The sequence below is a fragment of the Micromonospora endolithica genome (genome assembly GCF_003626595.1).
GTDB lineage: Bacteria > Actinomycetota > Actinomycetes > Mycobacteriales > Micromonosporaceae > Micromonospora > Micromonospora endolithica.
This window is the reverse complement of the sequence record NZ_RBAK01000002.1, coordinates 98,744-111,962: the sequence shown is the minus strand read 5'-3', so window position 1 is coordinate 111,962 and position 13,219 is coordinate 98,744. Positions and strand designations below refer to the sequence as shown.

Sequence of the window (13,219 nt, the reverse complement as noted above, 5' to 3'; positions counted from 1 at the left end):
AGGCGGGGTCAGTCGCCGGCGGAGCGGTAGTGGGTCTCGTCGGCGGAGGCGAGGCTGAAGGTCTCCCGCTTCTCGGGCCAGGGGACGACCACCAGGCCGGGGCGGTCCACGAGCTTGGTGGTCCCGGGTGGAACGGACAGGGAGCTGTCCCGGGTCGCCCGCCAGCTCAGCACCAGGAGCTTCCGCCCGGGCACCGGCAGCAGGTAGGACTGGAGGGGATCGACCCGGTCCGCGCGGGACGCCGACGGGGCGCCGCCGCCGGCCGGGCGATGGACCACCGCGGTCATCGTCCCGTCGGCGGTCTCCCAGCTCAGTTGCTCCAGCTCGGCCGGCGTTCCGCCACCGCCGGGCGTCAACTCGCCGACGGTGCGGGCGGAGATCTTCGCCATCGGCCACGACGACGGCACCGCGGCGGCGACGTCCCGGTCCCCGACGCGCCGCAGGATGCTGCCGAACGGGCCCTCGTCGTCGGCGAGCGCGCAGGTGTCCAGGTCGGTCAGGGCCCGGCGGCCGGCGCCGGACTCGTCGCGTACCAGCGGATAGCGGGGGGCGGCGGTGCCGGTGCCCAGGTCGAGCAGGCGATCGGCGGCGCGGCCCCGGGGCAGCGACTCGGTCGCCCGCAGCGTCACGGTCAGTGGCACCGCCCGGCAGGGCGGCACGGCGACCGGCGCGGTCAGACCGTCGGTCTGCGGCACCGGTCGACCGCCGGGGCCGAGCAGCCGCTCGACGCGCGCCGACACCAGGTAGCGTCGGCCGGTGCCGACGTGCACCGGCAACACGTCGGAGTAGACCAGGTAACCCGGGTCGGTGTACTCGGTGGCGTGGGTGACCGCGTACCGGTCGCCGTCGGCGGTGACCTGGAGGAGCCAGGAGGCGCCCTCGCCGGGCACGTCGGCGGCGACCAGGGCCAACCGGGACCCGTCGGCCGCACCGGACCAGAGGATCCCGGAGCTGGGCAGGTATGCCCGGTCGTCGACCGGCGAGCGCCACGCGCGGACCGCGTCGGTGACCTTCCGGGTCACCTGGCGGTCACCGGCGAGCGTGCCGCGCGGCGGCCACACCGCGACCGAACCGTCGACGGTGTCGTAGCCGACCCGCAGGTCACCGGGCTGACGGTCGGCGACCGGCCCGCAGGCCGTCGCGGTCAGCAGCAGGGCCAGCAGGGCGGTGGCCGCGGTGCCGGGCCGGCGGGCTGGAACCACCTGGTACGTCCCCTCGATCGCCTCGGCGTCGTTGACGAAAGCGCCATCGTACGCAACGCGCGGTGACCGCCGGCAACCAGGCGGCTCATCGTCCACAGGGGATCGCGCGGTGACTTTGGTGCCTTTTTCCACCTCCGGTAGACTCCGCCGACTGTGACGCCTGCCGAGACCCGCGCCGAGTCTTCGCCGGATTCCGCCACCGCCACGGCCCCGGTGTCCACACCGACCAGGGGCACGCAGAGCGACGGCGGCGCGGCGGCGGGGCGTACGCCCGAGGTCGACCGGCCCGGCGCGGACGCCGCCGCGCCGGCCGAGCGCGACCCCGACGGTGGCCGGGCCGACGACGGCACCGGTACGGCGCAGCCACGGCGCGGCCGGTTCGCCCGGTGGGCGCGCCACCGGCAGGATCTCACCGTGCTCGGCGTGTTCCTGCTCGCCGCGGTGTGGGTGACCAGCCAGCACTGGGCCGACCCGTCCGGGCGGGTGGCGGCACTCTACAGCAGCGACCCGGCGCAGGTGCAGTTCTTCCTCGCCCACTCCGTACGGGTGGTGCTGCACGGGGAGTTCCCGTTCTTCACCGAGCAGTTCAACTACCCCGACGGGGTCAACCTGATGGCCAACACGGCCATCCTGGCGCTGGGCATCCCGATGGTGCCGGTGACCCTGCTGTTCGGCCCGGCGGTGACCTTCGTGCTGCTGGTGACGCTGGGGCTGGCCGGCACCGCCGCGGCCTGGTACTTCGTGCTGTCCCGGCACGTGGTGCGCAGCCCGCTCGCGGCGGCCGTCGGCGGCTGGTTCTGCGGGTTCTCACCGGCGATGCTGTCGCACGCCAACTGGCACCCGAACATCATCTCGCAGTTCCTGCTGCCGTTCATCGTGTGGCGGGTGCTGGTGATCACGAGGTCCCGCCGGCCCTACCGGGACGGGGCGCTGCTGGCCCTGCTGGTGACCGGGCAGGCGTTCATCAACGAGGAGATCCTGCTCTTCACCGCACTGGCCTGCGGCGTCTTCCTCCTCGCGGTGGTGGCGCAGCGGCCGGCGCTGTGGTCGGCGGCCTGGCGGCCACTGGGCAAGGCGGTGGCCACCTGCACGTTGATCGCCGGGACTCTGCTGGCCTATCCGCTCTACATCCAGTTCGCCGGGCCGATGGCGTACCACGGGCTCAGCGACGCGGTCCGTGACTACGGCAACGACATCGCCGCCTTCTTCGCCCCCGGCTCGCCGACCCTGGGCGGCGACCAGGGCGCCAACGCCAACCTGGCGCCGAACTACTCCGAGGAGAACGCCTTCTTCGGCTGGAGTCTCTCCCTGGTCGCCGTCGGCATCGTTCTCTGGCTGCGCCGGGAACCCCTGATCCGGGCGCTCGCCGTGACCGGGGCGTTCTTCGCCGTGCTCTCCCTCGGCGAGCGGATCTCCTGGTGGGAGCGGGAGCTGGTCACCGGGCCGTGGGAGTGGCTGGTGCGGCTGCCGCTGCTGGACGCGGTGGTGCCGACCCGCTTCGGGCTGATCACCACGGTGGTGGTCGGGCTGCTGCTGGCGTACGCGGTCGAACGGTCCCGGTCGTTGCCGGTGGAACCCCGGACCCTGCGGTCGCTCACCGTCGCCGGGCTGGTCCTGGTGCTGCTGCCGATCGCGCCGATGCCCCTCGCGGTCACCTCCCGCCCGCCGGTGCCGGCGTTCATCACCGCCGACCGGTGGCGCGGCTACGTCGGGCCGGACCAGACGCTGGTGCCGATCCCGGTGCCGAGCATGGGCAACACCCACGGGATGCGCTGGGCCGCCGCCACGAACCTCGACTTCAAGATCCCCGGTGGGTACTTCCTCGCTCCCCGTAACGGCAACACCGGTGACCCGGGGCGCTTCGGCGGCCGGCCCAGCGGAATGGGCAGGCTGCTGGAGGAGGTCGCCTCGACGGGGCGCGTCCCGGCGCTGGACGACCGGCGGCGCCGGCGGTCCCTGGACGAGCTGCGACACTGGCGGGCGGCGATCCTGGTGCTGCCGGTCGGGCAGCACCACGCCGAGCCGCTGCGGCGTACCGTCGAGCAGTTGGTCGGCCCCGGCCGGCGGGAGCTGGACGTCTGGGTCTGGGACGTCCGGGCGCTGACCGACCGACCAGCCTGATGCCCGACGCACCACCCGCCCCCGGCGCGCCGCCCACCCGGCCCGCGCCGGACGGTGCGGACCCGCCACCCGCGGCCGCGGCGTCACCCCGGGACGCCCCGCCCGCGGCGTCCCGGAACGCGGCAGGTGTCCGGTCGACCGCCGGGCGGTCGTGGCGCCGGATGGTCGCGGGCGGCCCGGACGCGCTGGTGGTCGCCGGCTACCTCGGCCTGGCGGCGGTGCTCACCGCCGGCCAGTGGGGCCGGCCGGACCGGTTGTTCCACCAGGCCGGCGACCAGATCCTCTTCGAGTGGATGCTGGCCCGCGCGGCCCGGGCGGTGGTCGAGGGGGACAACCCGCTGCGCAGTACGGCGTTGAACGCCCCGGACGGGGTGAACCTGATGGCGAACACCTCGGTGCTCGGCCTCGGGGTGCCACTGACCCCGGTCACCCTCCTGCTCGGTTCCCAGGTGGCGTTCCTGGTGGCCGTGGTCGCCTGCCTCGCCGGCACCGCCACCGCCTGGTACGTCCTGCTGCGTCGGCGGTTCGTCGACTCCCGGGCCGCCGCGGCGGTCGGCGGGCTGCTCTGCGGATTCGCCCCGGGGATGGTCGCCCAGGCCGGCGCGCACCTGCACATGGCCGCCCAGTTCCTGCTGCCACCGATCCTGGCGCTGGTGTTCCACCCCCGGCGCGACCGGGTGGTGCGGCGCGGGGTGCTGCTCGGGCTGCTGGTGGCGTACCAGGTCTTCCTGGGCGAGGAGGTGCTGCTGTTCCTGGCCCTGGCCGCCGGGGTGTTCGTCGTCGCGTACGCGGTGGCCGACCCGCCGGCCGCCCGCCGGCACGCGCCCGCCCTGCTCGGCCGGATCTCCGTCGGCGCGGCGGTGGCGGCGCCGCTGCTGGCGTACCCGCTCTGGTTCCAGTTCCTCGGCCCCGGCCACTACCGGGGCATGCCGTTCCACACCCACGGCTACCAGCTGGACCTCGCGTCGTTCACCGCCTCGGCCCGGCAGACGGTCCTCGGTGACCCCTACCTGCCGGGCCTGCTCGCCCCGAACGCCACCGAGGAGAACTCGTTCTTCGGCCCGGGACTGCTGGTGCTCGCCGGGGTCGTCGCGGTCTGGCTGTGGCGCCGACCGCTGGTCCGCGCGCTGGTCGTCTGCGGCGCGCTGTTCGCACTGCTGTCGCTGGGTGCGCAGATACGCCTCGACGGCGCGCCCACGTCGGTACCCGGGCCGTACCGGCTGGTCGCCGACCTGCCGCTGCTCGACCTGGCGGTGCCGGCCCGCTTCCCGCTGGTGTGTGTCCCGGTGCTCGGCATCCTGGTCGCGCTCTCCCTGGACCGGATCCGCGCGGTGTCCGTCCCGGCCGTGCCGGTGCGGTTGCTGTGGGGCGGGGCGGTGGCCGCCGCGCTGCTCCCGCTGACCCCCACCCCGATCCGCACGGTGCCGGTCTGGCCGGTGCCGGCGATCGTCGCCGACGGTGGCTGGCGGGCGTACGTCCCCGAGGGCCGGACCGTCGTCGCGGTCCCGCCGGTGACCGGCGCCGGCCCGAGCCCGGCGATGCTGTGGTCGGCCCGGACCGGGCTGGCGTTCCGCGCGCCGGGCGGCTACTTCATCGGGCCCACCGCGCCGGGGGACCCGACCGCCCGCTGGGGTGCGCCGGACCGGCCCACCGCCGCGCTGCTGCGCCGGGTCGTGGAGACCGGCGAGGTTCCGGTGGTCACCGACGCCGACCGTCGGGCCGCCGTGGCGGACCTGCGGCACTGGCGCGCGGCCCTGGTGGTCCAGGGTGGGCTGCACCTCGGCGACCCGGTCCGCCGCACCGTCGACGCGCTCCTCGGCCCCGGCCGCCCGGTCGACGGCGCCTGGGTGTGGGACGTCCGCCCGCTGGTGTAAGGAAGGGTCCCTTCTTAACGCCTCCGGTAGAGGAAGGGCCCCCTTTTAACAAACGCCGGGCGGGACGGTTCGCCCCCGTAGCGGTAGCCGCCGACTCACGAGTCGCTTGCCCGCTCTTCGACGATCGTCCTCGCCGCCTTCGTCGCGGCAACCGCGCTGGCCCGTCGCTGGTCGCTGGTCGAGGCGGGTTGAGCCCGACGCCCCGCGCTCAGTCGACCAGGGGGCGTACGTCCCAGAGCCAGACGTCGTCGACGCGCTGCGGCGGGGCGCCCAGCAGGGCGGTCATCAGGTCGCGCAGCACCACCTCGCGCGGGTGGTCGCCGAGGACCACCACGGAGGCGTTCCAGAACCGCAGGTCCTCGACGGTCCGGCGGCGGTCCTCGTCGGTGATCGCCATCGGCGTCGCGTTCCGGTCCATGGTGGAGTAGATCAGGGTGCTGGTCGGCCGGTTCGGCGCCCCGAACACGCCCTCGCCCTTCTCGTTCGGCCCGATGAAGTAGCCGCCCGGAACGGGGAACTCCTGCCGGGTCAGGGCGCTCCAGCGCAGCGTGGACAGGCCGTGCACGTTGCTGGGGATCGGCACCGGCACCAGCGTGCGGCCCGCCGGCACGTACGGTCGCCAACCGCCCGAGGTGATGAAGTGCGGCGGCGGCTCGATCTGCTCCGCCGGCAGTGGCCGGGGCAGCAACGGCAGGACGGCGAGCGCGATGGCCGCGTACCCGATCGGACGGACCCAGCGTGGCCGCGACCCGGCGGCCGGGCTCGTCCCGGTGGTGTCGGCGGCGTCGGCGGCGGTGCGCGGCGCCGGCACCGGCGGGCGGCCGGTGCTCGCCACCGCGTCCCAGGCCAGGGCCAGCAGCACACCGACCGCCGCGGCCACCACCAGGGCCAGCCGGGTCGGCATCATCATCTCGACCAGCGGAAGGTCGTCCGGGATGTAGGACCACGGGCCGTCGGTCTCCGTCTCCACCCCGTTGAGGCGGATCTTCGGGCCGAGCGACGCGACGGTGAAGGCCACGATCAGCACGGCGAGGATCCGGGCCACCAGCGAACGCCGGACCAGCAGCACCAGGGCGACGACCGCCAGCAGCACCAGCGGCCACCCGAACCACGTGTTCTGCTCGGTCAGGCCGATGGTCTTCTCCACCGCCTCGTCACCGGCGATGGTGTCCCGGGGGAAGGTGACGAAGGCGGCGAGGTCCTCGCCCCAGTTGTGGAACACCCCGCCCTGCAAGCCCCGGTAGGACTGCGGGCCGTTGAACTGGAACCAGATCGGGTAGGCGGTCAGCAGCAGGGCCAGGCCGCCGCCGAGGCCGAGCGCCGCGGCGAAGGTGCCGGCCTGCCGCCACGCCGCCCGAGGACGCATGACCGCGTACGCGACCACGGCCACCAGGCAGGCCAGCGCGGTCAGCAGCAGCATCTCCTCGTTGACGAAGATCTGGTACGCCACCAGCAGGCCGAGCACGATCCCGTTGCGCCGCCAGCGACCGGCCTCGCCGAGCGTGAACACCCGCAGCACGATCAGCGGGAGCAGGAAGTTGGAGACGAAGTTGGGCTGGCCGTTGGCGTGGTGCACGATGCCGGGCGCGAAGCCGAGGAACGCGCCGCCGACGAACGCCGCCGCCCGGGACCGCACCAGGTGCCGGGACAGCACCCAGTACGAGGTGCCGGCGGTGGCCGCCAGCGCGCCGCCCAGGTAGAGCGCGTACATCACCTGGGGGCCGAGCAGCAGGGTCAGCGGGGCCAGCGGCAGGGTCACCCCGAGCAGCGAGGTGTTGGCCATCATGTTCACCCCGTCCGGCGCGTTCTGCCGGCTGGTGAACAGCGGGTTCTCCAGGTGCTGCACCGAGTACGCGCCGTGCGCGAAGAGCCACTCGAACCAACTGTGGTCGGTGGGCAGGTGCGACGACACCCGGTTCTGCACGTCGCCCCAGTAGTGCAGGCACACGACGACACCGAGCAGGACGTAGGCTCCGATGGCCAGGACGTCGGCGCGGGACGGCCGCCGCCGGGGCCGCCGGGACGGCTGCGCCTCGGCGGGCGCGGAGTCGGTTGTCAGCGAGGGGTCAATCACCGGCACGGCCACGACGCGCCATCGTACAGGCGGTGACCGGTGCGATCCGCCGCGCCGGTGCCCGGCCGGCCGGATCGTCGGGCGGTGCCTGCCGTCGTCGCAGGTGGGGGGAACGCATGACGCTGATCGACCTCGGCGAGATCCGGGACGAACTCGGGCCGCCGACGCCGTCGCGGCGGCCCCGCGCGGTGGGTCGGCCGCTGCGCGTCGGGCTGGTGCTCGTGCTGCTGCTCGCCGTGTTGGCCGCCGCCGCGCCGCCGTCCGGCCGGGTGTACGCGGTCGTACCCGGCACCTCCGGTGCCCTGGCTTTCCTGGCCCCCGGCATGGTTCTCGTCGCCGAGCCACCCGCCGGTGGCGGGCACCTGACCGCCTACCCGCTGCCGGACCGGGCCACCGCACGGCCGCAGCGACCGAAGCCGCTCTGGCGGGTGCCACGGCCGATCTCGGGACGGGTGGTCTGGGTGCAGGCCGCCCTGCCGGGCACGGTCCTGGTCAGCGCCGAGGGGGACGGTGAGCGCCGGGTCGAGACCGCCGCCCTGGACGCGGCGACCGGGCGATTGCGCTGGCGACAGCCCGGATATCCGATCGACGACCGGGCCGGGGCGCTGCTCCACCTCGTCGGCGAGGACACCGGAGGGAACTCGATGCGGGCGGTGGACCTCGACTCGGGAGCGGTCCGCTGGTCCCGACCGGGACGGCTGGAGAATCTCATCGTCCAGGCCCGCGACGGTGCGATCGAGGCGCTCGTGCTGGTCGGGCCGAAGGGATCGACCGAGGTGCTCGATCCCGGTACCGGTGCGGCGCGGGTGACCGGGAACCTGCCGCGGACGGCGTCCCTCGGCGCGGTCCAGTACCAGGTGGTCGGTGACCTGCTGGTCAGTGTCGAGCCGGGCCTGGTCCGCGGATACCGACTGGACGACCTGACTCCGCGCTGGCAGGCGCCGCTGTCGTTCGTCGACTCCGCCCACGAGTGCGGGGAGCTGATCTGCGTCTTCGCGGCGACCGGCAACGTCCGGGCCCTCGATCCCGCCGACGGCGCGGTGCGGTGGGAGGCGCCGCAGACGGGGATCCTGCCGAACGCCGGCCGGCGGGCGCTGGCCGTGACGCAGCAGACCTCCGGACTGTCCCGGATGGCGGTGCTCGACCTGGCCACCGGCCGGCAGGTCGCCGACCTCGGGTCGTGGCAGCCGACGTGGCGGGGCGACGACGGCCCGGTGCTGGGCACCCGGGCGCTGCCGGGCGGCGGCCTGCTGGTGGCGTTGCTGCGCCCCGATCTGGACGGGCCGCCGGCGGCGACCCCGCTGCCCGGTGCCCTCGACTGCAACGCCGAGAACAGCATGGTCGTGTGCCGGCGGAAGAGCGGCGGCTTCGGCGTGTGGCGGCTACCCGGCTGACCCGCACCGGGTACGCCCGGGTGGCGGGCGGTGGTGGACCGGGACGCTGGGCGACGGCCGGTTGTCGGCCGGCACTAGGTTGTCGGGAGGTCAGGGGCGAGGAGGCCGGGATGCGGGTGCTGGTGGTCGAGGACGAACGCAACCTCGCCGACGCGATCGCGCGCGGGTTGCGCAAGCGGGGGATGGCCGTCGACGTGGCGTACGACGGCGACGCGGGACACGAGGCGGCCTTCGTCACCCGGTACGACGTGGTCGTGCTGGACCGCGACCTGCCCGGGGTGCACGGTGACCAGATCTGCGCCGACCTCGCCGCCTCCGGCGCGCTCACCCGGGTGCTGATGCTGACCGCCAGCGGCACCGTCGCCGACCGGGTCGAGGGGCTCGGTCTGGGCGCCGACGACTACCTGGCCAAGCCGTTCGCGTTCGACGAACTGGTGGCCCGGGTGCAGGCGCTGGGCCGGCGCGCCACGCCACCGGCCCCGCCGCTGCTGGAGGTGGCCGACCTGGTGGCCGACCCGGCGCGCCGGGTGGCCACCCGGCGGGGCGTGCCGGTCGAGCTGACCAACAAGGAGTTCGGCGTGCTGTGCGAGCTGCTCAAGGCCCGCGGTGCGGTGGTCTCCAGCGAGGAACTGCTGGAGCGGGTCTGGGACGCCAACACCGACCCGTTCACCACCATCGTCCGGGTGACCGTGATGACGCTGCGCCGCAAGCTCGGCGACCCGCCGTTGATCGAGACGGTGGTCGGCGCCGGCTACCGCCTGGCCGAGGTGCCGTCGTGAGGCCACCGCCCCGGCTGCGGCCGCGGCCCACGCTGCGGCTTCGGCTGACCCTGCTCAACGGGGTGCTGCTGGTCTCGGCCGGCGCGATCCTGGTGCTGCTGGCCTGGCTGCTGGTCCGGAACGCGCTTCGCTCCACCGACGAGCTGCTGCCCGGCAGCACCGTGGTGCTCGCCGACGGCCGGTCGGTCGACGCCGCCCAGTGGCAGCGGGAACTGGTCGACGCGGCCAGCCGGGTGATGCTGGTCGAGGGACTCGCCGCGCTGCTCGTGGTCGGCGTGCTCGGGGTCGCCGGGGCGTACGCGGTGGTGGGCCGGGCGCTGCGACCGCTGCACCAGGTGACCGCCACCGCGCGACGGCTCGGCGAGGCCACCCTGGACCAGCGGATCGGCTACTCCGGTGCCGACGACGAGGTGGCCGAGCTGGCCAAGACGTTCGACGACATGCTGGACCGGCTGGGCGCGTCGTTCGAGGCGCAGAAGCGGTTCGTGGCCAACGCCTCGCACGAACTGCGTACGCCGCTGGCGGTGATGCGTACCGAGATCGACGTGACGCTCAGCGACGACGACGCGGACACCGCCGAGTACCGCCGGATGGCCACCGTGGTCCGGGACGCCTCGGAACGGGCCAACGGGCTGGTGGACGCCCTGTTGATCCTCGCCCGCAGCGAGGCCCAGGCGGGCCGGCCGCTCGGTCGGCGTACCGAGTGCGACCTCGCCGAGGGCACCGCGAACGCCCTGTCCGCGATGCGGCGGGAGGTGGAGCGGATCGGGCTGCGGGTGCAGACCTCGCTGGAGTACGCGCCGGTGGTCGGCGATCCGGGCCTGCTGGACCGGTTGGCCGGCAACCTGGTGGAGAACGCGATCCGCTACAACCACCTGCACGGCCGGCTGTGGGTGCGTACCGGCTCCGACGGGCGGACGTCCTGGCTGGTGGTCGGCAACACCGGCTTCGAGGTGGACCAGGCCGACGTGCCGGGTCTGTTCGAGCCGTTCCGGCGGGGCGGGCGGGAGCGTACCGGCGCCCGCGGCTCCGGCCTGGGGCTGTCCATCGTCCGGGCGGTCTGTGACGCGCACCGTGGCACCGTTAAGGCGGTCGCGCAGCCCGGCGGGGGACTGGAGGTCACGGTGACCCTGCCGGCCGCCGACGCCACGCCGGCCCCGCAGGCGGACCGCTGACGCCGGTACGGGGTTGCGGCCGGCGGCCGCCCGATGTGAGGATCATGGCGTCAGCCCGACGAAGGAGGGGGGTGCGTCGATGTCCACCGTTTCGCTGTCCGCGCCCCGCCTCGCAGGCTGACCCTCACTCACGCGGGGTGCCCGATCTTTGGGGAGAGCCCTGTGCATCCACGGATCGTTTTCGACCGTTTCGACGTCCACGCCGTGTTCACGACGGAGGAGTCAGAGTGAGCGCACGCATCCACAACGTCAGCATCGACTGTCACGACACGTACGCCCTGGCCCGTTTCTGGTCCCAGGTCTTCGACTGCCCGATGGAGCCGGACGACTTCCCCGGCGACCCGGAGGCCATGCTGCGGCCCGAGGGCGGGCCGACGGTGCTCTTCCTGGCGGTGCCGGAGGGCAAGCAGGTGAAGAACCGCGTACACCTGGACCTGCAACCCACCGACCGGACCCGGGCCGAGGAGGTCACCCGCCTGCTCGCGCTCGGCGCCACCCACCTGGCCGACCACATCGGTCCCAACGGGGAGGGCTTCGTGGTGCTCGCCGACCCGTGGGGCAACGAGTTCTGCGTCGTCCGTAGCGCCGCCGAACGCGCCTGACGCGACGGGCCCCGTCCCGTTGGACGGGGCCCGTTCCGGTTGCTGCCGGCGGTGCGTCAGCCCTGCCGTTCGATCTGGCCGCGCATGGTGACCAGTTCCGCGGACGCCTCGGCGCCGGTCTTGAAGTAGATCAGGATGATGCCGACGCTGCCGCGGTCGCTCCAGACGCAGACGCCGATCGGCACCTCCGCGGCCTGGGCGTCGCCGCACTTGGCCTCGCCACCGAGCGGTCCCGGATCGACCTCGGACATGGTGCCGATCTGGACACCGCTCGTCTTCGCCCCGGCGATCGTCTCGTCGAGGGTCTTCCCCGGGTTGGGGTTCGCCCCGGAGGCCGCGGCCACCATCACCAGGTCCCGCGCGGGCAGGTTGCCGTAGAAGGCGCCCACCTTGCTGGTCGCGTCCGGCACCGCCCGGCCCAGCTCGACCTGGAGCTGCTTGGCGAGGTCCAGCAGGTTCGGATCGGTGACCTTCGGCCGGCCGGCGAGCGTCTCCGGCTCGACCACCCGGGTCTTGGTGGCCGTGTCGACGGCATCCTTGACCTCGCCGCCCAGGGCGACCACCGCCACCGCCGCGCCGCCTCCGCAGAGCACCAGCACCACGGCCAGCACGATCAGCACGATCTTGCCGACGGAACGCTTCTTCGGTGCCGGCGGGAAACCACCCGCCCCGTACGGCTGGCCGGTGCCGTACGCCGGCGGGTAGCCACCGGACTCCGGGCCGGCGGGGTGACCGGTCGGGTAGCCACCGCCGTACTGCGGCGCGGACGGGTAGCCGCCCTGCGGAGCGGGCGGAGACGGGTAGCCGCCCTGTTGCGGTGCGGAGGGGTTGCCACCCGGCGGGCCGGGTGGGGGCGGGTAGCCGCCCGGTGGCGGATACCCGCCCTGCGGGGGCGGCGCGGGGTGGCCGCCCTGCGGCGGTGGGTACCCGCCGTACGGCGGGCCGCTGCTCGGCTGCGGGGGGTACGGCGGCTGGGTCATCTCAGGTCGGCTCCAGATGGTCGGGGTGGGGCGTTCGTCGCGGGCCACCGGTCGGTCGGAACCGGTGGGGTCGACCCGGACAGGTCGGTCAGGACCGCTTCTCGATCTGGCCACGGATCGCGACGAACTCGGACCTCGCGTCGGCGCCGGAGGAGAAGAACATCACGATCATGCCGACGCTGCCCTGGTCGGCCCAGACGCAGACACCCAGCGGGATGTCGGAGGATTCGCCCTCGCCGCACTTGGCCAGGCCGCCGAGCGGGCCCGGCTTGACCGTGGCCATCTTCCGTACCGACAGGTCGGCGCTGACCCCCTTGACCGCGTCGTTCAACTCCTTCTGCGGGTCGAGGATGAAGCCGGACGCGCCGACCACCATGACGATGTTCTCCTTCTCGGCGCTGCCGTAGAAGGCGCCGACCGCGCCGCTCTCGCTGCGTACGGTCGACTTCAGATCGCGGACCATATCGTCGGCGAGGGCCTTCAGCTCCGGGTCGGTGCTCTTCGGACGTCCACCCAGGCTCTTCGGGGTGACCAGCCGGATCCGGGGCTCGGCGCTCGGCTCCTCCGACGGCTCCTGCGCGGGCGCCGCCGGGTCGCCCTCGCTCGGGCTCGTCACCGGGGCGGGACTGGCGGTGGTGACCGTCGTGGGCTCGTCGTCGTCACCGGAGAGCGCGACGTAGGCGAGCCCACCGCCACCCACGCAGAACACCAGCAGCCCGGCGAGGGCGAGCGACAGGATCAGCGGCATCCGGGAACGCTTGGCCGGCGGCGGGCCGCCGTAGGGCTGACCGGCGTACGGCTGACCGGCCGGAAAGGCGGCCGGCGGACCGCTGGACGGCGGCGGGGGAAACCCGCCCGGGTACGCGCCGGCCGAGATCCGGGGCTGGACCTGCGTGGACTGGTCCTCCGGGCGGGCCGGCGCGCCCCACGGCTGCGGGGTACCCGGCCAGGCCGGTGGGGTGGGCTGGTTGTCCTGCTGCCCGGCGGCCGGCCACGGCGTGGTGGGCGCGGGCTGGTG

10 protein-coding genes are annotated in these 13,219 nt (G+C 74.3%); 6 read left to right on the top strand and 4 right to left on the bottom strand.

The window, feature by feature from the left end; all coding sequences use genetic code 11:
• Positions 1 to 8: 8 nt before the first annotated feature.
• The gene (locus D7223_RS06415; protein WP_120726030.1) at positions 9 to 1,202 is read right to left on the bottom strand and encodes a hypothetical protein; all 1,194 of its coding nucleotides are present in this window, start codon (positions 1,200 to 1,202) and stop codon (positions 9 to 11) included.
• 213 nt (positions 1,203 to 1,415) lie between these two features.
• On the opposite strand from D7223_RS06415, the gene D7223_RS06410 reads away from it, so the two are divergent.
• Positions 1,416 to 3,323: a DUF6311 domain-containing protein gene (locus tag D7223_RS06410; RefSeq protein ID WP_420330303.1), complete on the top strand. Its 1,908-nt coding sequence runs from the start codon at positions 1,416 to 1,418 to the stop codon at positions 3,321 to 3,323.
• Positions 3,323 to 5,197, top strand: coding sequence for a DUF6311 domain-containing protein (locus tag D7223_RS06405; protein ID WP_238161693.1), 1,875 nt, complete (start codon positions 3,323 to 3,325; stop codon positions 5,195 to 5,197). The genes D7223_RS06410 and D7223_RS06405 overlap by 1 nt, the downstream gene beginning before the upstream one ends.
• A 208-nt stretch (positions 5,198 to 5,405) precedes the next feature.
• Here the strand turns inward: D7223_RS06405 and D7223_RS06400 are convergent, their stop codons facing one another.
• Entirely contained in the window at positions 5,406 to 7,283 is a 1,878-nt protein-coding gene (locus tag D7223_RS06400) for a DUF6311 domain-containing protein (RefSeq protein ID WP_120726026.1), read from the bottom strand.
• Between the two features lie 104 nt (positions 7,284 to 7,387).
• Between D7223_RS06400 and D7223_RS06395 the strand changes: the two genes are divergently transcribed.
• The 4 genes from D7223_RS06395 to D7223_RS06380 all read left to right on the top strand — a co-directional run bounded on the left by D7223_RS06395 (position 7,388) and on the right by D7223_RS06380 (position 11,221).
• The gene (locus D7223_RS06395) at positions 7,388 to 8,665 is read left to right on the top strand and encodes an outer membrane protein assembly factor BamB family protein (RefSeq protein ID WP_120726024.1); all 1,278 of its coding nucleotides are present in this window, start codon (positions 7,388 to 7,390) and stop codon (positions 8,663 to 8,665) included.
• A 110-nt stretch (positions 8,666 to 8,775) separates the two neighbouring features.
• A complete protein-coding gene (locus D7223_RS06390) occupies positions 8,776 to 9,444 on the top strand; it encodes a response regulator transcription factor (RefSeq protein ID WP_120726022.1) in 669 nt (222 codons plus the stop codon).
• On the top strand, positions 9,441 to 10,619 hold the full coding sequence (locus D7223_RS06385; RefSeq protein ID WP_238161691.1) for a sensor histidine kinase: 1,179 nt from the start codon (positions 9,441 to 9,443) through the stop codon (positions 10,617 to 10,619). The genes D7223_RS06390 and D7223_RS06385 overlap by 4 nt, the downstream gene beginning before the upstream one ends.
• A gap of 227 nt (positions 10,620 to 10,846) precedes the next feature.
• Complete coding sequence (locus D7223_RS06380; RefSeq protein ID WP_120726020.1) at positions 10,847 to 11,221, top strand: VOC family protein; 375 nt, start codon at positions 10,847 to 10,849, stop codon at positions 11,219 to 11,221.
• Positions 11,222 to 11,277: 56 nt separating this feature from the next.
• On the opposite strand, the gene D7223_RS06375 is transcribed toward D7223_RS06380, so the two are convergent.
• The gene (locus D7223_RS06375; protein WP_120726018.1) at positions 11,278 to 12,201 is read right to left on the bottom strand and encodes a hypothetical protein; all 924 of its coding nucleotides are present in this window, start codon (positions 12,199 to 12,201) and stop codon (positions 11,278 to 11,280) included.
• Positions 12,202 to 12,289: 88 nt separating this feature from the next.
• Positions 12,290 to 13,078 carry a hypothetical protein gene (locus D7223_RS06370; RefSeq protein ID WP_420330302.1) on the bottom strand — a complete coding sequence of 263 codons (789 nt, stop codon included), beginning with the start codon at positions 13,076 to 13,078 and terminating at the stop codon, positions 12,290 to 12,292.
• Positions 13,079 to 13,219 lie beyond the last annotated feature (141 nt).

Coding starts and splice junctions, on each gene's coding strand:
- D7223_RS06375 (WP_120726018.1), bottom strand. CDS start 12,201: ATGACCCAGCCGCCGTACCCCCCGCAGCCGAGCAGCGGCCCGCCGTAC.
- D7223_RS06405 (WP_238161693.1), top strand. CDS start 3,323: ATGCCCGACGCACCACCCGCCCCCGGCGCGCCGCCCACCCGGCCCGCG.
- D7223_RS06395 (WP_120726024.1), top strand. CDS start 7,388: ATGACGCTGATCGACCTCGGCGAGATCCGGGACGAACTCGGGCCGCCG.
- D7223_RS06390 (WP_120726022.1), top strand. CDS start 8,776: ATGCGGGTGCTGGTGGTCGAGGACGAACGCAACCTCGCCGACGCGATC.